Raw genomic sequence first — 19,652 nt, 5'->3', positions numbered from 1 at the left:
TGTGAGCGAGGAATCCCGTAGAAAGATCGAAGTACTCCGGCGACAGGAGCGTGCGGCAGCGCCTGCTGCCGCCGCTCCCTATTCGGCGTCTTCGAAGTGGTGGGAAATCTACCAAAAAAGCCTAGCCAAGCTACCACCTCAGACGCAGCAGGTCGTTGAGGAGGACGCGAGATACATCGCAGACAGAGCGATGCCAATGATCGGAAGCGTGCTCGATCGAGAAGCGTATGGTGAAGCGAGAGTCCGGACGGGGGTGGTCGTCGGCTCTGTGCAAAGCGGCAAGACGGCGAGTATGTTGGCGGTTGCAGCCCTTATTCTTGATCGTCAAGTCGATGTACTGATTTTCCTGGCTGGTACCCGCGTTCCTCTTTGGCTTCAGACGTACGAGCGGCTCCTGTCACAACTCGATGGGTCTTCGGCTGATGTGGCATGGAAGCGGGACAAGGTCCGTACGCTTGTTCCGCAGCCCGAAGATGTGCTGGGAAGCGAGACGCGTGTGGATCCCATTGCATATCTGCGTGGGCAGCGCAGACGCGCTGAGAAGGGCCTAATTGAGAGAACTCCATTGATCATCGTCGTTCCCAAGGAAGATGATCACTTACTGGCGCTTGCAAAGTTCGTTGACGAATTGCTCGGGAGTTCTGAGCGTACTCACGATAGTGAGCCAATCTCCATGGTCGTGCTGGATGACGAGGCGGACGATGCAAGTGTTCTCGATGCGGCGGACAGTGGGAAGGTGACTCCCAAGTTCATTGAGATGCTGTGGTCTCGGGGGCCGTCAAAGCCACTCACTACACACAAGAACGTTTTCGCGACATACATCGCATATACCGCGACTCCGCAAGCAAATTTTCTCCAGCACGCACACAACCCGCTCGCTCCACGCGATTTCTTTGCAGCGCTTCGAGTTCCGTCTGATATCGGCACTACCTCCCCAAGGTGCGTGTCCTATGCCGAGCCTGGTGGGTTATCGGGCTATTACACGGGTGGCGACTTTTACTACGACAGATTCCATGGGCTAGCCGCAGATCCCTGCATCGGCTATCCATTTCCAGAGACAGATGATGGCGACGAGCACGCTGGCGAGGGAGGCGTTGATGCGGTAATTTCTGACTTTGATGCGACGCGCTGGACGATGCTTGGTGACGCACTCCGGCATTACTTTGTATCCGGAGCGGTCCGACTGTTGCTTTCGAAGAAACACTTTCATAAGTCAGGCACTGTGTTTCCCACTCTGGAAGCTGCAGTCGCAGAATTGCCTTCCGCGCATTCAATGCTGTATCACCCGTCGGCGCTAAAGAACGATCACTTTGCAGCGGCTGTTGCTATCGTTCGATGGTCTCGTAGTAGCGAGGGCATGCTGTCACTTGCTGAGGTTCACGCACAAGAGTTTGACGAGCAGCGCGCTTACTTGGACGTCAGCGGGCTAGAAGCGCGGCTTGAGTCAGAAGCGGATCTTTGGTCGGTTTGGCTAGAGCGCTTCAAAGCCAGTACCGCCGCCCTTGCAACGCTGCCTGGAGGCGGACCAAATGCAATACATGATCTTGAATGGGAGACAGTTAAGGCCTGTCTATGCGAGCAAGTCTTCCCTAACGTGAACATTCGAGTTCTAAATAGCGATGCTCGAGCGAGTTCACGCCCTGAATTTCTACCTAGCAAGACCGATACGGGCTGGGAAGCGCCCGCTGACATTTACTCGATTTTTATTGCGGGAAACGTTTTGTCGCGAGGGCTAACGGTGGAAGGGCTGTGCACAAGCCTCTTTCTTCGTGGCGCTCGTGAACCGGCTGCCGACACGCAGATGCAAATGCAGCGCTGGTTTGGATATCGGGGTGCATACTTTGCGATGTGTCGCGTCTTCGGATTCTCTGATCAGCTTGAACTGTTTCGCCAGTACCATGGCACCGATCAAGCCCTCAAGAGTGAGATCCTCTCCGCAATGGACGCACCAATTGCCGGTGCTAGGGACAGTATTCTTGTGCTGCAAGGTGAGACATTTCGAGCGACCTCCAAGGTCGAGACGAAGAGAGTGCCACTGCATCCCGGCCCCACACCTTCAATCCGTATGTTTGAGCCGCCGGATGGAGATTGCTACGACGCCAACCTCGCCGTACTTGCCTCTACTCTCGACGTTCCTGATCTGACGGCATTGACCACCGACGGCGTGTTACGCGGTCTGATTCGCGAGATCCCACTCTCGCTACTTGAAGTCGCCAGCCTTTTAGAAAAATTTACTTACTCACGGCACGATCCAGCGCTCAGCTTGGAGATGTCACAGCGGTGGACGCACTTGCAGCAGTTGATGCGAATTTCGACACCGTTCTTTCGACCTCCGGGAAGAGCGCCCGGCCCGATGCGCGTAGAGCCATCAGGTTGCCCATACTCCATCGCCGCTTATCTTCGCTTCTGGCAAGCGGCGTTGGATGATCCCACCGTGCCTGGCTTGCGCCCGACCGACAATGACAAAGTTCCGTGGAATATGACCGACATTAAGGCATACAGAAGCGCGAAGCCGGAGTTCTACGTCGGGGTGCGGTTTGGACCATTGCAAACTGCGCAGAGCGAACAATTGCGCCGCTTTGACCTACAAATGATGACTCGCGGAATCTCTGAGCGACATCCAGATCAACTAGTGACGTTGTGGGGCTCAAGAAATCCTAGCGAGAAATGGCTCGGCGACCAATTGTTCGACTATCACTTGCATGGACCCGAGAAAGCCCCACATCTGCTGACCGGTGATAAATGGCGCCCGCGCGGGCACCCAGGCCTACTTCTTTTTCATGTCGTGAAAGAACCATTAGGTCGCGAAGTTATCTGTATGGGACTTTCAATCCCACAAGGCGGCCCCGATCATATTGCGGCATTGAAATGAATAGTCTTACCGATGCATATCAAAGGGTGCGTGACGAACTCGCTGAACTAGGCGTTGAGGGTGACGAGAAGGCACATCGGACGATGTGGATCGTTCCACGATTGCTCGGTGTCGCGCGGTCAGAGAAGTCCATTGGCGTGTTTCTCGTCGGCCCACCGCTTCACGCAAGCTCTACCCTCGTTCGCCGCCATCTCGACTACGCTAAGTGGGACATTGTGGAAGGGGGCGCTTCGGTCGAGGCCAATCGTTTGGTCTATCCGGGCAAAGATCAATATGCTCCGGTAGCAGCAATGGTCGCGGTAGAACTAGCGAACGCTGGAATTGAAGCAGGCGAGAGTATTCAAAGCGCGTTTTCGCGGGTTGAAACGGTAATAGAACTATCGCTTCGGCGTTCAGCGATTACAGAGGAGCATTTACTCGGGCTTTTGGGTGAACTTACATGCCTTGAGACTATGTTGAGCGCGGTAGTCCTACAGCCACAGTTGCTCGTGTCGGTACTTGAGATGTGGACTGGCTGGCGGGGTGCTACACGAGACTTTCGCATTGGCTCAACATCAGTTGAAGTGAAAACAACATTGACTGCTAGTTCCAGCCATCGATTTAGCGGGCTATACCAAGTAGAGCGCTGCCTCGATGAACGTCGCTTGCTCTTACTCAGTGTTGGATTTCACTCGAACACGGGCGACGGCACAAGCCTAACAAACATGGTTTCTCGGATTGCAAAGTTATTGCGACTGAGCGGCGCAGAAGGTCTCGAATCTCGCTTCTTGGAGGCCGTAAGAAGCTATGGCGCCGAGCATGGGATTGGATACGATCATGCACTGATGGCGGAACATCACGTCTACGCGACGAAGTTTTCAATGACGTTCACGCCGCGACTTTACGATCTGGATGATGCTAGCATGCGACTTCTGAGGCGGACTGACGTTGAGATGACCTTTGTACGCGCAGATGACTTGGCATTTTCATTGGAACTGCCTTCGTCGATCTCTCCTGGAAACCCTTTGGCAAACTGGGCCCACGCTATTACTCAGTTCACGCGTGAATCTCTGCATCTGACTTAGGCGAACCGATGCCAATACTTTGGCATGTTTATCTCTCCAATCGAGGAGGCCTCAGCGCCGGTCTTAGGAGCCCACTCGACCCAAGTGGCTGCCTGCAAAGCAGGCGCGCTATGCAGTCGCCAAACGGGCGATAGTGCTGATTAGCAAGCGAAAGCCATATATCCGCAACCGCACCGAATCCAATCATTCGAAGCTCCTCCTTGAATGCACAGGGGACTAGTGAATGGGGGCTTGTTTCAGGCCGAACGAGATCGGTGACAGCGACGCCGCCTCACAAAGCGTATCAAAATATTGAAGAATCCAGCGAAGCGTGCTAAGGACAGAGCCAGGCAGCTCTCGGTTTAGGTAGATATGTCTGTCGCATCGCAGTCAGTACGGGAAGCCAGAAGGAAAATCTCAAGATACTGAGGGCGTCGTCGGCACTTAATTTATGCTGTTATAGCTTGGGTGATGAGGCTTATCACTTAAATTCACTGACAGCGTAGAGAGAGCCAGACGCGGAACTGCAATCCCTCAACCAGTCCACAAAACAAGTGCAATTTGTGGACGCACTTTCTTCGCGAAGGGTTGTAGAGGTGTGCATGTCATACAAGGCCTCAAATCCTGCGCACAAGCGTTAATCGCAGGTGCCAGCCACCTAGGACTGCCGCAGGCCTGTGGTAGCTTGCCGTGGTGGCTTTGAGCTTACAAAGCTCCGCTGTACTGTGTGCTAGCAGCAAAAACAAAAACGTCCACTAGTTAGTGGACGCTGTCGTCAGAGCACAGGGCCCTGGCGGAGAGGGTGGGATTCGAACCCACGGTAGTGTTGCCACTACGCCTGATTTCGAGTCAGGTACATTCGACCACTCTGCCACCTCTCCTAGGTGTGTTTCTCGGTCGAGAGACTGCGATTATAGCAGGCGCTGAACTGAAGAACTTTGCAAATCTTTGCAAGGAAAAATTCCGTGGTCTGACTGGAATTTCCCTTTAACGACAACAGGTTACGAGCGACGCGACTCAAATGCACTTCATTTCGAGTCAGGTACATTCGACCACTCTGCTACCTCTCCTGTGTGTCTAAGCCTGCGATTATAGCAAGCTTTGCCAAGGCTGGCGTCGCCATCTCAACCATGACGCCTCATCAGTTGGTGTGCCCCCAGCGCCGCGCATGAAGTGACGCCCAGCATGGCCATGTTCCGGTCTATTTCGTCACGCAGGAGGCCTATGGCATGCGTGACCCCGGCCTCTCCTGCGACGGCAGCAGCGTAGTTGAACGGCCGCCCCACCAGTACCATGCGTGCCCCCAGGGCAATGGCCTTGAGCACATCGGAGCCACGGCGAAAGCCTCCGTCGATCAGCACGGGGTAGGAAGGCCCCACCGCAGCGACCACCGCCTCCAGAACACGCATGGCCGACGCCGCGCCATCCAGTTGCCGCCCGCCGTGATTGGAGAGCACGACCGCATCCGCCCCCATGCGCTGGGCCTGCAAGGCGTCCTCCACACTCAGGATGCCCTTGATTACCAAGGGGCCCTTCCACCGCTGGCGGATAGCCCGCAGATGGTCCCAATTCAAATGGTCCCGGGCCGAAAAGTCGCGCAGCACGGACGATGAAACGATGGGAGCGCCGCGGGTGGCAAACGAGTTTTCAAAGTGCGGCATGCCGTGGCAGAGCAAGGTGCGCGCAAAAGTGCTGATCAGCCAGCGTGGCCGCACCAGGCCATCCCATGCCAGCCGCAGGCTGGGCCGCAGCGGGGTGGAGAAGCCGGAGCGGATGTTGTTCTCCCGGTTGGCGGAGATGGGAATGTCCACAGTTACCACCAGCGTGCGAAAACCTGCCCGGGCCACGCGGTCCAGCAAGGCATCAATGCGTGCTTGATCTCCGGGGATGTAGGCCTGAAACCAGGTTGTCGGACTTTCCCGGGCGACCTCTTCCATGGGAATCAACGACGTTCCACTCATCACCGAAGCGATGCCTGCCCGCTGGGCTGCGCGGGCCAGCACCAGATCGCCCCGGTAGGTGGACAAGGCGTTGATGCCCATGGGGGCGATACCAAAGGGGCTGGAATAGCGTTCGCCAAACAGCTCAACCGCCTGGGTGCGCGCCGAAACGTCACCCAGCACGCGGGTCGTAAAGGCGTATTCGTCAAACACGCTGCGGTTGTCACGCAGTGACAGGTTGTCTTCTGCCGCGCCAGCGATATAGCCAAAAATGGGACGGGGCAAGCGCTGGCGGGCAACCCGTTCAAAGTCGTGCAGGCACAGCATGTGGCGCAGCACACGCCGCTGGCGCGGGCTGACCGCGAGGGGAGGCGTTGCATCAGGGGAAAGCGAAGCAGGAGCAGACGATGGCATGACGGCAGCTTGAAAGATGGCAAGCAACGAGAAGTCGCTACTCTAAAAACGATGAAACTCGCAAGAAAGCGAAATATCTTGAACAGCACTGTTCGCTTTTTTGCACAATGTGCACATGCCAACGCCATCGATCAAGCAGCTGGAGGCCTTCTGGTGGGCTGCCACCTGCTCCAACTTCGCAACCGCAGCAGAGAGAGTTCACCTGTCGGTCTCCTCGCTGTCCAAACGCATCACTGAGCTGGAGTCCACCCTCGGCCAACCGCTTTTTGACCGTAGCGGCCACAGGGCGGTGCTGACTGACGCAGGCCAACGCCTCGTTCCTGCTGCGCAGGAAGTTCTGCAGGCAGTTGCGGCACTGGGCAAAGCGGCTGAAGGCCCTGTAGCTCTATCTGGTCGATGCCGGTTCGGTGTGGGTGACCTTTCGGCGCTGACCTGGCTGCCCGCCTTTGTCGCGGCAGTTCGCAAGCAGCAGCCGCATCTGGCTTTGGAGCCCTATGTGGACGTGGGCAGGGTGTTGGAGCACATGCTGGACAACGGAGAACTGGACTTTGCCGTGATAGCGGGCAGTTCCTCACGCAGCACCTTGATCTCTCAGACGGTGGGCGCAGCGCGCTTTGAATGGGCTGCCGCACCGGCCCTGAAGGGCCCCGCAGGCCGTAAGACAGCCTCGGCCCTGCTGCAAAGTCACCCTCTGGTCACGCTGCCAGCAGGTGCGGGCACCACCCGACTGCTGGACGAATGGCTCATGGCGCAGAACCTCGCCTTGAACGAGCGCATTCTTTGCAACAGCTGGGGGGCCGTGGCGGGCCTGTTGCGGGCAGGCGTGGGGGTAGGCTTTTTGCCTGCGGGCTGGATTGCCCCCCTGGGGCTGCGCAAAGCAGGTGGAGGGCTTGCTCTCACCCCGCTGCAGTACACATTTCAATGGCGGCGTGGTGATACCCGCAGCCTGATTCCCACCCTGCGGCAACTGGTGCAGGCCCACGTGGATTTCTCTACGCCTGCGACCTTGAGCGTGCAGCCTGCCTGACGCATTGGCATTGGCTTTTGCCTCAGGAAGAAAAACAAAACGGGCCTCTCGGGCCCGTTTTGTCCAAATAGACCCGCCACTAGCGACGGATCATGCTCCACTTTTTATGCAAAGGTGAAGCGCCATCCCATCATGCCGGTGTGAGTTCCGACACCCCGCCCATGTAGGGGCGCAGCGCAGCGGGCACTTCCACCGTGCCGTCCGCACGCTGGTAGTTCTCCAGCACCGCCACCAGGGTACGGCCCACGGCCAAGCCAGAGCCGTTCAGGGTGTGCAGCAGTTCGTTTTTGCCTTGCGCATTCTTGAAGCGGGCCTGCAGACGGCGGGCCTGGAAGGCTTCGCAGTTGCTCACCGAGCTGATCTCACGGTAGGTGTTCTGCGCAGGCAGCCACACTTCCAGGTCGTAGGTCTTGGCGGCGCTGAAGCCCATGTCGCCGGTGCACAGGCTCATCACGCGGTAAGGCAAACCCAGCTTTTGCAGCACAGCCTCGGCGTGGCGGGTCATTTCCTCCAGCGCTTCGTAGCTCTTTTCGGGGTGGACGATCTGCACCATCTCCACCTTGTCGAACTGGTGCTGGCGGATCATGCCGCGCGTGTCACGGCCATAGCTGCCCGCCTCGGAGCGGAAGCAAGGCGTGTGGGCTGTGAGCTTGATGGGCAGATCAAACTCCGCCACCACCACGTCGCGCACAAAGTTCGTCAGCGGCACTTCGCTGGTCGGGATGAGATAGAGAGCCGCGTTGTCTGGCACGGGTTCACCGTCCTGCCCGCCCTTCTTGGCGGCAAACAGGTCGCCCTCAAACTTGGGAAGCTGGCCTGTGCCTTTGAGCGAGTCGGCATTGACGGCATAAGGCACATAGCACTCGGTGTAGCCATGTTCCTGGGTCTGCATGTCCAGCATGAACTGGCTGAGGGCACGGTGCAGGCGGGCAATCTGGCCCTTCATCACCGTGAAGCGCGAGCCCGAGAGCTTCACACCCATATCAAAGTCCAGGCCCAGCGGCGTGCCCACGTCCACATGGTCCTTCACTTCAAAGTCCAGCGTGCGTGGTGTGCCCCAACGGCGCACTTCCACGTTGCCATGCTCGTCGCTGCCCTGGGGCACGCTCTCGTGCGGCAGGTTGGGCACGGCCACCAGCATGGCCTGCAGTTCGGTCTGGATCTGGTCCAGACGGGCGGCGGACTGTTCCAGCTCCACCTTGGATGCGGCCACCTGCGCCTTGGCGGCCTCTGCGCCGTCCTTGTCGCCCTTGCCCATCAGCATGCCAATCTGCTTGGAGAGCTGGTTGCGCTGGGCCTGCAGTTCCTCGGTGCGGGTCTGCAACGTCTTGCGTTCGGATTCCAGTGCCTGGAACGCCTCGACGTTCAGGAAGGCCTGGGGCTTTTTGCGGGTTTCCAGACGCGCGATGACGGTATCGAGGTCTTTGCGGAGGAGAAGAATGTCGAGCATGGGCTGGATTTTAGAGGGGGAAGCCTCGCCGCCTCGCGGGCAGGCAGGCGCAGGATCAACACCCTGCGTTCAGATGAAGGAAAAAACGGGCCGCTCTCAGACAAGACTGGCGGGATCGAAATTGGCACCGCACAGGATCAGGCCCACGGTTTCCTGCGGCTGGGGCTGGTAGGCACCGCTTTGCAAGGCGGCCAAACCCAAAGCGGCAGCGGGCTCCACTGCCAGTTTCAGTTCGCGCCACAGCCACTGCTGCGCGGCGCGGATGGCGTCGTCACTCAGCAGCAGCGCATCGTGCACATGGCGTTGGCTCACCTCCCAGCCAATGGTTCCGATGCGCTTGGCTCCCAGCGAATCTGCCGCTATGCCGCCGACCGACACATCCACTGGCTGCCCGGCGGCGCGTGCTGCATGCAGTGTGGGTGCGCCTTCGGGCTCCAGCGCAATCACCCTGGCGCGGCTATCCACCCACGCAGCCACGCCACCGATGAGGCCGCCGCCGCCCACGCTCACCAGCAGGCTGTCGGGCAGATGACCGGCCTGCTCTTCCATTTCCAGCGCCAGCGTTCCCGCCCCGGCCACCACTTCAGGCTGGTCGTAGGCGTGGGCCTGCAGGGCTCCGGTGGCCTGCTGGCGGGCCACACAGGCCTCATAGGCCTGGGCATAAGCGGCTCCGGTGACAACCACCTCAGCCCCCAGCGCACGCAGACGTGCGCGCTTGACCTCAGGCGACACCTCGGGCACAAAGACCTCGCAACGCACACCCAGGGCTTGCGCGGCCGCCGCCACCGCAATGCCCGCATTCCCACCCGAGGCAATGATGACCCCGCTGGCAGGTACCGTGTTGGCCAGCAAACGGTAGAGCATGCCGCGGGCCTTGAAGCTGCCGCCCACCTGCAGGTGCTCCAGCTTGAGCCACACCTCGCGGCATTCCACGCCCAGCGCCTTGCCCGGCAGGCGCAGCAAGGGGGTGGTGCGCAAAAACTGGGGCAGCGCACTCAGCCGCTGCCGTGCCTGGGAGATGGCGGCTCGATCAATCATTCAAAAAACTCCGTGAAGCGTGCAAAGGTGGGGAGTGTAGAGAAGCCAGGCAGCCATTGACGGCCCAGTCTGATCTACAACCAGCCCATTAACTGCCGATAGCTTAGAGATACAACGCCATGCACACCGCCTGAACGAAACATCCGCCGCACACAGCGGGCGGCAGGCAGCAAGCACAATGGCATGTCAGCAGGAGGATGCGCGATGTTTTTTGTGTTCGGCCCTTCGGGGCAAATCTTCAAGGGTGGGCCAGAAAACCTGGACAAGATTGCCGCAGTGCGCCGCGTGCTGCGCCCCCAGGCCCTTCGCACGCGCAGCCTGGAGATTTCAGACGCGGCAGAACATGCCCCCGCGGCACCAGCGGCCGAGCAGCCGCACCCTGGCCGGGTGGCGAACCTGCGGCTGCAGGATGCCGTGAGTGCCTACACCCAGACCCAGCAAGGCCCCAAGCGTGCACGCGAGCCCTTGACCCGGGTGCGCGATGTGATGAGCCACGGTGCCCTGAGCGTGCCCCCAGACCTGCGGGTGAACGACGCCTGGCAAACCCTGGCGGAACACCAGGTGGCGCAAGCCCCCGTGGTGGACGCGCTGGGCCGCGTGATTGGGCTGCTGCTGCGCGCCGACATGGCACCGCTGGACCTTCTGCCCGAACCCGGCGCGGTGAAAGAGGCGATTGAGCTGGCACGCCGCCCGGTGTCCGAAGTGATGGTGAGCCCCGTGCCCACCGTGGCGGCCGATACGGCATTGCGCAGAGTCGCCTCGGTGCTGCTGACGACGGGTCTGCCGGGCTTGCCGGTGACCGATGAGGCGGGCGTGTTGGCCGGGTTCATCTCGCGCACCGACATCTTGCGCGCCGTGGCGGCAGACCCGCCACTGGACTTGTGGAGCGGCCCTGGGCCGCAAGCCTGATGCAATGGAAGAGCCAGCGACGATGCCGCCAGACGAGCGGCATGCCTCATGCCTCCGTCGCCGTCTCCCGCCGTTTGGGCCGAGCAGGTCGAAGCCAGGGCGTTGCTGCCAAAGGCCCCACCACAGGCTCAGGCTGGTCAGTGGGCCTGAGGCAACCATTCAATCAGTCATTTCAGCCTGCAGCGCTTGATTTACAAGCGCAAGCAGCTACAAAACCAATAGCGCCCCTCAATGCGCGGCCGGTCCAGTCTCGGGCATGCGCTGGCTGATCTCCAGCCCCGTGGCTGCGTCGATCTTGAGCCCCTTGGGCAGCGGGAACTTGATGGTTTCCTCGATGCCATCCATGCTGCGCACGGACACCGCTCCCAGCGCCTTGACGCGGTCAATCACCTCGCGCACCAGAATCTCGGGGGCAGAGGCACCGGCCGTGAGGCCCACGCGGGTCACGCCTTCAAACCACTCCGCCCGCAGCTCGGCGGCAGAGTCCACCATGTAGGCCCGGGTGCCCAGGCGGGCGGCCAGTTCGCGCAGGCGGTTGCTGTTGGAGCTGGTGGGACTGCCCACCACAATGACCAGATCCACCTGCGGCGAGAGGATCTTCACGGCGTCTTGCCGGTTTTGCGTGGCGTAGCAAATGTCCTGCTGCTTGGGCTCGCGCACTTGCGGGAAGCGTGCGCGCACAGCGGCGGTGATCTCTGCCGCATCGTCCACGCTCAGCGTGGTCTGGGTCACCACCGCCAGTTTTTGGGTCTGGCCGGGCTGCACGCGGGCGACGTCTTCCACGTCTTCCACCAGGTGGATGCCATGGTCCAGCTGGCCCATGGTGCCCTCCACCTCGGGGTGGCCCTTGTGGCCGATCATGATGAACTCGTAGCCCTCTTTGGCCAGCTTGGCCACCTCGACGTGTACCTTGGTGACGAGGGGACAGGTGGCGTCAAAAATGCTGAAGCCGCGTGCCTCGGCCTCCTGCTGCACGGCCCGGCTCACGCCGTGGGCACTGAAGACCAGCGTGGCACCGGGGGGCACTTCCGAAAGTTCTTCAATGAAGATCGCGCCCTTGGCCTTGAGGTCATTGACCACATAGGTGTTGTGCACGATTTCATGCCGCACGTAGATGGGTGCGCCAAACTTTTGCAGCGCCCGTTCCACGATCTCGATGGCGCGGTCCACGCCCGCACAAAAGCCGCGGGGCTCGGCCAGCAGAATTTCCTGAGGGCCCGTCATCACAGAATTCCAATCAGGTGCACTTCAAACGTGACGGGCTGCCCTGCCAGCGGGTGGTTGAAGTCAAACAGCACGGCACCGTCTTCCCGCACCTGCTGCACCGCCCCGGCGTAGCTGCCCAGGCCATCGGGCGTCGGGAACTGCACCACATCGCCCACGTTGTATTTTTCGTCAGGGTCACCCAGCTGATCGAGCAGCTTGCGGGCCACCCATTGCTGCATGTCGGCGTTGCGCTCGCCAAAGGCGGCACCGGCAGGCAGCTCAAACGTGGTGCGCGTGCCCTCGGGCAGGCCCAGCAGGCGCTCTTCCATGGCAGGCGACAACTCGCCCGTGCCCAGCGAAAGCGTGGCGGGTTTGTCGTCAAACGTGTTGATCACATCCCCCGCTGGGCCGGCAAGGCGGTAGTGCAGGGTCAAGAAGGACCCGGGCTGAACGGTGGGAAGTGGGGCGGCTGTAGTGGTCATGAGAGTCTCGATAAACTGCCGCGATTGTAGAAAACCGGGCAAACCCCTACCGGGCTGTGCACCTGCCTTCAGCCTTTTGCAGCCCCAACCCACCCGCGCCATGGCCATCAAAGACCTGCCCACCGACGCCCAACCCCGCGAAAAGCTGCTGGCCCGTGGCCCCGCTGCCCTGGCCGATGCCGAGCTGCTGGCGATCTTGCTGCGCACGGGCATCGTGGGCAAAAGTGTGTTGCACATGGCGCAGGAGCTGCTGGAGCCCCCGGTGCGCGACGCGGCCACCGGGCAGCTCGGTGGTGGCTTTGGCGGCATTGCCGGGCTGCTGCACGCCAGCACCGACGACCTGGCCCGCATCAAGGGCCTGGGGCCCGCCAAGCGGGCCGAGCTGGTGGCCGTGCTGGAGCTGGCCCGCCGGGCGCTGGCCCAGCAGCTGCGCGAGCGCGAGGTGTTCGGTTCCCCCAATGCCGTCAAGCAGTACCTGCAACTGCATTTGGCGGCCAAGGGACACGAGGTGTTTGCCGTCATCTTCCTGGATGCGCAAAACCGCCTGCTGGCGATGGAAGAGCTGTTTCGCGGCACCCTGACACAAACCAGCGTCTACCCCCGCGAAGTGGTGCTGCGCGCCCTGCACCACCACGCCGCCGGTGTGGTGCTGGCCCACAACCACCCCAGCGGCAGCGTGCAGCCCAGCCGCGCCGACGAAGCCCTGACCCAGACGCTGAAAACCACGCTGGCCCTGGTGGACGTGCGGGTGCTGGACCATGTCATCGTCGCGCCAGGCCAGGCCCTGTCGATGGCGGAAAGCGGCCTGCTGTGATGCCTGCGACATGCATCCAGCGCCTGCAGAGAGCCACCCCGGCCCGGTGGCTCGTCAGCGCCATGCTGGTCGCGGGCTTGCTCACGCTGAGCGGCTGCGCCGCGCCCTTGCAGCCATCCACCGCGGCCACCACCTCGACGTCGCCCCATGCACCGCAAGCCAATGGCATCCGCCTGCTGGCGCAGGCCCATATTCCTGCAGGCACCGACGTACTGGGCAGCCGCTTTGGCGGCATCTCGGGGGTGGACTATGACGCCCGCAGCGGCCAGTTCTGGCTGATCAGCGACGACCGCGCCACCCTCGGCCCGGTGCGCATGTACACAGCACGCTGGGCGCTCGCCAACGCACTCACCTCATCGCCACAAATTACCGGCATGGTGGTGCTGCAGGGCGATGGTGGCCAGCCGTTCCCTGCGCCACGACGAGGCGGGGCGAGTGCTCAAGGTGGCACCCATTCACCCGACACAAGCCCTGAAACGCCCGACGCCGAGGCCCTGCGCTGGCACCCCTCAGGCCACAGCCTGTGGTGGACCAGCGAGGGCGATCCCAGCCGCAGCATTGGCCCCCGCCTGCGCGAAGCCCTGCCCGATGGGCGCTGGGCCCGTACCTTGGCCCTGCCCCCGGCCTTTGAGCCCAGCCAGCCCGCCACGCCCCCCCATCAGCGCAGCGGCCCGCGCAACAACGCAAGTCTGGAAGGGCTGACGTTTTCTGCCGATGGCTGCACCGCCTGGCTGGCGATGGAAATGGCCTGGCACCAGGATGGCCCCCGCCCCACCGTGCAGGCCCCCGGCGGCCCGGTGCGCATCACCGCGCTGAACGCCACCACAGGCCAGGCCCAGCAACAACGCGCCTACCTGCCCGACGCCGTGCCCCACGCACGCCGCCTGCCCTGGGGCCCTGAAGTCAACGGCGTGAGCGAAATCCTGGCCGATGGCCCCCACCACCTGCTGGTGCTGGAGCGCAGCTACAGCGCAGGCGCAGGCTTTGGCGCACGCCTGTACCGGGTGGACCTGCGCACGGGCAGCGACACGCTGACCTTGCCCGCCCTACAGCCGGGCAACTACACGCCCCTGCAAAAATCACTGTTGCTGGACTTTGCCACCCTGGGCCTGGGCACCGTGGACAACCTGGAAGGCATGACTTGGGCCGAGCCCCTGCCCAGTGGCGAACGCGTGCTGGTGCTGGTGAGCGATGACAACTTCAACCCCGCGCAAAGCACCCAGTGGCTGGCACTGGCCGTGCCTGCCTCTGGCGAAAACGATGGCGTGAACCCCGCAGCGGCAGGCGGCGAGCGCGGCCCCTCATCCCCTACCTCTCAGCCCTCCCCCTGCGGCGCTGCCTTGCCCGTGAAAGAACCTGCATGACGCGCCCCCCTGCCCCACCGGCCCCGCCTGCCCCGCCCATTAGCTTGAAGGGCCTGCCTGCATCCACCGCCCAACCGGCAGCAGACGGCTTGACCGGCGCGCTGACTGGAGCGTTGACGGGAGCCCTGGCCGCTGCGCTGGCACGCGCGGTGACGCCTTCACCCACTGACCCCACCGCACCCACAGCAGCGCAGCCGCAGGGCGCTGACGCGCCCGTCCCCCCACCCAGCCGCGCACAGCGGCGTGCGCAACTGAGCGCCAGTGCCCGTGCGGCCCGCAACCCGGCCACAGGGTGGCAGGCACCGCTGCCGCGCCCCGCCACACCAGCCCGGTCCACACCGATGGACGCCGCGCGCCCCGCCAAGCAGCCCCCCGCCCCCCGTCGCGCCAGCGTGAGGGTGGCCGGGCTGCAAGACCTGGGAGCCATCACCCGGCAGTTGCGTGAGCAGCGTGAACGCGCAGAGGCTGAAGAAAAAGCCCGCCGCGCAGCCGCCGCCCGGCTGGAGGCGGAGCGGCAACTGTTTGCCCGCAGCGTGGGCCCGGTGCAGCCGCTGCCCGACCGCAACCTTGCCCCGCTGGCCACCCACCCACCCGAACCGCTGCCCCTGCAGCATTGGCTGGACGAGGAGCGGGTGCTGATGGAATCCATCAGCGACGACTTTGATGTGAGCAGCCTGCTGGACACGGACGACCAGCTGAGCTTTCGCCGCCCCGGCATTGGCGTGGAAATCACGCGCCGCCTGCGCTCAGGCCACTGGAGCATTCAGCGCCACCTGGACCTGCACGGCCTGCGCGTGGATGAGGCGCGCGAGGCGCTGGGCGATTTCATTCGCACCGCCCACAAGCTGGGCGTGCGCTGCGTGCGGGTGGTGCACGGCAAAGGCCTGGGCTCCCCCGGCAAAAGCCCGGTGCTCAAAGGGCGGGTGCAAAGATGGCTGGTGCAGAAGAAAGAAGTGCTGGCCTTTGTGCAGGCCCGCCCCATCGATGGCGGCGCAGGTGCGCTGCTGGTGCTGCTGCAGCCTGCACTGGCAAAGCATGCTTAAAAGCTGCGCTATAGCTTACGAAACAAGCGCAGGCAGCTCTCTTTTTTATAGCATTTCAGACTTCTGCAACCACCGCCTTTGGCGCGCAGCTACATGAAGCGTGCATACGGGTCCACCAGCGAAGCGATGGTGGGCCCTTGCTGGGCTGAGGCTTCCGCCGCACTGCCTGCCTGGCGCGGGTTACCCTCGGGCTCCACCGCGACCACTTCCACCGGCAGCGGCAGCATGCGTCGGCCATAGAGGCGCTGCACCCGCTCCTCCAGCGTGGGATGGGTATGCAGCCAGCGCGCCATGAAGCCCACCGCCTCCACATCCACCAGCAGCATGTGCTGCACCGTGGGGTGGTGAAGCCCTCCATGGCTGGGCCCTTCGTAGCCCGGTGCGGCGGCCACGCGCTGGGTCATCACCTTGCGCAGCACACCGCCCAGCCCGTCGCGGCTGCGCGTCCACTGCACAGCGCGTGCATCGGCCAGGTATTCGCGCTGGCGCGACACCGCAGCCTTGAGAATGCGCCCCGTCAGCCATCCGGCAAAGCCCGCCACCTTCACGGCGGAGCCAAACCACCAGGCCAGCCCGGGCCGTTCGCGCACCGTGTCGCCAAAGTTGTGGACCAGCTCCAGCCCGAACACCATGCCTGCCAGCTGCATCTTCAGCCGCGTGTCGCCCTCATGCAGATGGCTGAGTTCGTGCGCCACCATGCCCTGCATCTCGTCGCGCGTGAGGTAATCCAGTGCGCCCTGGGTGACGGCAATGACGGCATCGCTTTCATCCCACCCTGCGGCAAACGCATTGATGGCGTCGGTGCGCGGCACCACCATCACCTGGGGGCGGGGCATGTGGGCGGCAATGCACAGCTCGTCCACGATGTTGGACAGCCGCTGCTCGGCCAGCGACAGGGAAGGCCTCAGCTCCCGCGCGCCAATGCGCTTGGCCAGCTTGACGCCACCTGCACGCAGGTTGGAGGTCTCCAGCCACCAGCCGCCCAGCACCAGCATGAGCGACAAGCCCACGTTGGCCACCAGAAACCCCTCGGGCGGCGGCAAGTGCACCGGCAGCACCATCGCCATCAGCCACCAGGCCAGCGCCAGCGCTGCATGTACGGCAGCCACCAGCACCACCACGGCAACGGCAAAGCCCAGCAACAGCCGACGCGTCTCGCTGCGTGCATCGGCCTGGTGATCCCAGAATTTCATCCAGCGTACCCCTGCGCAAGTTGGGGGACGTTCAGAACTTCACCTGCGGAGCCATGCGCTCTTCCTGGCTGCGCGTGGACTCCAGCATGGGTTGCACAGAAAAGCCCAGCAGACGGGCCACGATCAGATCCGGAAAACGCGCAGCACGGTCGTTGAATTCCAGCACCTGGTCGTTGTAGGCCTGGCGCGCAAAGCCCAGGCGGTTTTCGGTGCTGGTCAATTCTTCAGACAGCGATTGCATGGTGGCATCCGCCTTCAATTCGGGATAAGCCTCGGCCACCACCATGAGGCGACCCAGCGATGTGCCCAGCACCCCCTCTGCCGCAGCCAATGCGCCCAGCGCCTGGGCATTGGCCGGTGTGGCCCGGGCGGCGCCTGCGGCGTCCACCGCCTGCCCGCGCGCCTTGATGACGGCTTCCAGCGTAGCGGCCTCATGCGCCAGATAGCCGCGCGCCACCTCCACCAGATTGGGCACCAGGTCATAACGGCGCTTGAGCTGCACATCAATCTGCCCAAAGGCGTTGGCAATGCGATTGCGCAACTGTGCAAGCCGGTTGTAGACCGACACGGCCCACACACCCAAAGCCAAAGCGACACCCAGCACCACCCACGCGGTTGTTGACATTGCGACCTCCCTGTTGTTGATGGGTGCATCTTAACGACCGGGAAAAGCAAGGTTCGACACTGCACCCAGCTCAGGTTCCCACAAGCCTCCAGCGCTTTCCCGACAAGCGCAAGCAGCTACAAAACCCATAGCAAAAAGAAAAAGCCACCCTACGGCCTGACCGAGAATGGCTTTGCTTCTGAACCCCGGCACGCCAGCCCCTGAAGAAGGGCTGGCGTGCCAAAGTACCGCTTACTTGGACAGATCCAGCGCGTACTTGGATGTGCCCTTGCCGCTGCCGTCATCGGCGGCCAGCAAACTCACATTGCTCAGGCCTGCGGCCTGGGCCACTGCCAGCGCATTGGCACCGGAGCTGAACACCACGGGACCTGCCACCGTGGCCTTGGCAAAGCGCCAGCTCTTGGCAGCGCCGTTGGCCGTGCGGGTGACCGACGGGTTCTTGCGGATGAAGTCGATCACCACATCGCGGTTGGCATCAGGCGAGGCCCAGATGGTGCCCGAGCCGTCGAGCTTGTCGATGAAGCTCTTGCCGCTGGTGGCCCGGTAGTTGTTGGTGGCGATCACAAACTCCTGTGCGGGGTCGATGGCCTTGCCCAGATAGGTCAGGTTCTTGATGCGGCTGCCCTTGGGCTGGGTCACGTCAATCTCATACTGCACATCGGCGGTGGTGAACATGTCGAAGTTGTAGCCGGGGAAGGTGCTGATGAGCTGCTGCTCCGTGGTCTTGACAGGATCGATCTGGTTGAAGCGCTGGGCAGCGGCTTCGAGCCAGTTCTTGATGTCTGCACCGTTGACCTTCACCGCATACACGGTGTTGGGATACAGGTACAGGTCTGCCGCATTGTTGATGGCCAGCGGGCCCACGGCCACGTCGGTGTAGTCGGCACCGCCCTGGAAACCGCTCTTGAACGGTGCGCTCACCGACAGCACGGGCAGGCTCTTGTACTGGGGCAGGTTGGCCTGGATGTAGGCCGCCACATAGGCCTGCTGGGCCTGGTTCACGATCTGGATCGCGCCGGGGTCACCCACGTCGGCAAACAGCGTGCTCATGCGGAAGTCGGTCTTTCCGATGGGCGTCTTCACGTACTGGATCGCAGCCTGGTGCTGGGTCTCGATCAGTGGGGCGATGGCGGGGTCGGCATCCACGGTCACCGTCGCGCCAGCGGCGTTCTTGCTCTGGATGTTGCGCAGTTCGCTCTTGCTGGCGGTCTTGTTGACCACCCACTTGCTGCCATCCCACTGCAGCGCCAGCTGCACCACGCCCAGGGCCTTGCCCCAGGAGCTGGCCATGACGGCGGGCACACCGTTCACCGTGCCCGCCTTGTGGTCCACGCCGGGCAGGTTGAAGCTGGGTGTGGCCGCGGTATCAGGGAACACGCCGTGCTGGTGGCCCATCACCATCGCATCAATGCCCGCCACCTTGGACAGGTGCAGACCGGGGTTCTCCATGGTGGGGGAATAGGCAGAGCCATCAAGCCCGCCGTGCAGCAGCGCCACGACGATGTCAGCGCCCTTGGCGCGCAACTCGGGTACGTATTTGTTGGCCGACTCCACTGCACCTTCGGTGTAGACCTTGCCTTCCAGGTAGCGCTTGTCCCAGTTCATGATGCCGGGGGTGGTGAAGCCGATGACGCCGATCTTGATGGGCAGCTTCACTTCCTTGCCGTCCGTGCCCTTGGCCACCAGCGTGCGCTCCAGCACGGTGTAGGGCTGCACCAGCGGCTTCTTGGTCTTGCTGCTGTACACGTTGGCCAGCACGGTGGGGTAGCCCGCGCCCGCGCATTTCTTGGTGGGATCGACACCATCCACGTCCAGCCCGCCGCCCAGCACCTGGTTCAGGAAGGGCAGGCCGTAGTTGAACTCGTGGTTGCCCAGCGTGCCCGCATCAAAGCCCAGTGCGCCCATGGCCTTGTACATGGACAGCTGCTGCGTGCAGGGGATGGGGCTGATGGTGGCTTCGTAGTCGGCCAGCGCGGTGCCCTGGATGGTGTCGCCGTTGTCCACCAGCAGGGTGTTGGCAAATTCCTTGCGCGCTGCGCGCACCAGCGTGGCGGTGCGCTCAAAGCCGTAGCTCTTGTCCTCGGCCAGCTTGAAGTAGTCGTAGCTGCGCACGTTGAAGTGCAGGTCGGTCGTTTCCAGCACGGCCAGGGTGGCGGTGGCCCCCGCATTGCTGGGGCTGTCACCCCCATCGCTGCCGCCGCAAGCGGTCAGCGAGGCAGCCAGCGCCACCAT

The 19,652-nt window shown here is 62.6% G+C and carries 15 protein-coding genes and 1 tRNA gene; 7 read left to right on the top strand and 9 right to left on the bottom strand.

The genetic code is table 11. From position 1 onward, the window contains the following. The first annotated feature begins 1 nt into the window (after position 1). Both AACH87_RS06820 and AACH87_RS06815 read left to right on the top strand, forming a co-directional pair. Positions 2-2,872, top strand: coding sequence for a Z1 domain-containing protein (locus AACH87_RS06820; protein ID WP_338798018.1), 2,871 nt, complete (start codon positions 2-4; stop codon positions 2,870-2,872). Beyond that, complete coding sequence (locus tag AACH87_RS06815; protein ID WP_338798017.1) at positions 2,869-3,936, top strand: PD-(D/E)XK motif protein; 1,068 nt, start codon at positions 2,869-2,871, stop codon at positions 3,934-3,936. The genes AACH87_RS06820 and AACH87_RS06815 overlap by 4 nt, the downstream gene beginning before the upstream one ends. A 770-nt stretch (positions 3,937-4,706) precedes the next feature. Here the strand turns inward: AACH87_RS06815 and AACH87_RS06810 are convergent. After that, positions 4,707-4,796: transfer RNA gene (locus AACH87_RS06810), tRNA-Ser, on the bottom strand. Positions 4,797-5,039: 243 nt separating this feature from the next. Continuing rightward, positions 5,040-6,269 (bottom strand): alpha-hydroxy acid oxidase, encoded by a 1,230-nt coding sequence (locus AACH87_RS06805; RefSeq protein WP_338798016.1) that lies wholly within the window; start codon positions 6,267-6,269, stop codon positions 5,040-5,042. 115 nt (positions 6,270-6,384) lie between these two features. Between AACH87_RS06805 and AACH87_RS06800 the strand changes: the two genes are divergently transcribed. Beyond that, positions 6,385-7,296 carry a LysR family transcriptional regulator gene (locus AACH87_RS06800; protein ID WP_338798015.1) on the top strand — a complete coding sequence of 304 codons (912 nt, stop codon included), beginning with the start codon at positions 6,385-6,387 and terminating at the stop codon, positions 7,294-7,296. A gap of 130 nt (positions 7,297-7,426) precedes the next feature. Here AACH87_RS06800 and serS read toward each other — a convergent pair whose 3' ends face one another. Both serS and AACH87_RS06790 read right to left on the bottom strand, forming a co-directional pair. Next, the gene (gene serS / locus AACH87_RS06795; RefSeq protein WP_338798014.1) at positions 7,427-8,746 is read right to left on the bottom strand and encodes a serine--tRNA ligase; all 1,320 of its coding nucleotides are present in this window, start codon (positions 8,744-8,746) and stop codon (positions 7,427-7,429) included. 96 nt (positions 8,747-8,842) lie between these two features. Further along, on the bottom strand, positions 8,843-9,784 hold the full coding sequence (locus AACH87_RS06790) for a threonine/serine dehydratase (protein ID WP_338798013.1): 942 nt from the start codon (positions 9,782-9,784) through the stop codon (positions 8,843-8,845). 204 nt (positions 9,785-9,988) lie between these two features. On the opposite strand from AACH87_RS06790, the gene AACH87_RS06785 reads away from it, so the two are divergent. Beyond that, the gene (locus AACH87_RS06785) at positions 9,989-10,693 is read left to right on the top strand and encodes a CBS domain-containing protein (RefSeq protein WP_338798012.1); all 705 of its coding nucleotides are present in this window, start codon (positions 9,989-9,991) and stop codon (positions 10,691-10,693) included. Positions 10,694-10,921: 228 nt separating this feature from the next. Here the strand turns inward: AACH87_RS06785 and ispH are convergent, their stop codons facing one another. Both ispH and AACH87_RS06775 read right to left on the bottom strand, forming a co-directional pair. After that, on the bottom strand, positions 10,922-11,917 hold the full coding sequence (gene ispH, locus AACH87_RS06780) for a 4-hydroxy-3-methylbut-2-enyl diphosphate reductase (RefSeq protein WP_338798011.1): 996 nt from the start codon (positions 11,915-11,917) through the stop codon (positions 10,922-10,924). Next, complete coding sequence (locus tag AACH87_RS06775; RefSeq protein WP_338798010.1) at positions 11,917-12,381, bottom strand: FKBP-type peptidyl-prolyl cis-trans isomerase; 465 nt, start codon at positions 12,379-12,381, stop codon at positions 11,917-11,919. The genes ispH and AACH87_RS06775 overlap by 1 nt, the downstream gene beginning before the upstream one ends. A gap of 100 nt (positions 12,382-12,481) precedes the next feature. On the opposite strand from AACH87_RS06775, the gene radC reads away from it, so the two are divergent. The 3 genes from radC to AACH87_RS06760 all read left to right on the top strand — a co-directional run bounded on the left by radC (position 12,482) and on the right by AACH87_RS06760 (position 15,602). Beyond that, the gene (gene radC / locus AACH87_RS06770) at positions 12,482-13,195 is read left to right on the top strand and encodes a DNA repair protein RadC (protein WP_338798009.1); all 714 of its coding nucleotides are present in this window, start codon (positions 12,482-12,484) and stop codon (positions 13,193-13,195) included. Beyond that, a complete protein-coding gene (locus AACH87_RS06765; protein ID WP_338798008.1) occupies positions 13,195-14,559 on the top strand; it encodes an esterase-like activity of phytase family protein in 1,365 nt (454 codons plus the stop codon). Before radC ends, AACH87_RS06765 begins: the two co-directional genes overlap by 1 nt. Positions 14,560-14,900: 341 nt before the next feature. After that, a complete protein-coding gene (locus tag AACH87_RS06760) occupies positions 14,901-15,602 on the top strand; it encodes a Smr/MutS family protein (RefSeq protein ID WP_338798870.1) in 702 nt (233 codons plus the stop codon). 89 nt (positions 15,603-15,691) lie between these two features. On the opposite strand, the gene AACH87_RS06755 is transcribed toward AACH87_RS06760, so the two are convergent. From AACH87_RS06755 to AACH87_RS06745, 3 genes are all read right to left on the bottom strand, one after another. Further along, positions 15,692-16,795 carry a M48 family metalloprotease gene (locus AACH87_RS06755; protein WP_338798007.1) on the bottom strand — a complete coding sequence of 368 codons (1,104 nt, stop codon included), beginning with the start codon at positions 16,793-16,795 and terminating at the stop codon, positions 15,692-15,694. 31 nt (positions 16,796-16,826) lie between these two features. Then, positions 16,827-17,420, bottom strand: coding sequence for a LemA family protein (locus AACH87_RS06750; RefSeq protein ID WP_338798006.1), 594 nt, complete (start codon positions 17,418-17,420; stop codon positions 16,827-16,829). Positions 17,421-17,651: 231 nt separating this feature from the next. Then, on the bottom strand, positions 17,652-19,652 hold the full coding sequence (locus AACH87_RS06745; protein WP_338798868.1) for a bifunctional 2',3'-cyclic-nucleotide 2'-phosphodiesterase/3'-nucleotidase: 2,001 nt from the start codon (positions 19,650-19,652) through the stop codon (positions 17,652-17,654).

It is taken from the genome of Acidovorax sp. DW039 (assembly GCF_037101375.1).
Classification (GTDB): domain Bacteria; phylum Pseudomonadota; class Gammaproteobacteria; order Burkholderiales; family Burkholderiaceae_C; genus Acidovorax.
Note: the sequence above shows the minus strand (reverse complement) of the source record. Positions and strands in the feature narration are given on the sequence as shown.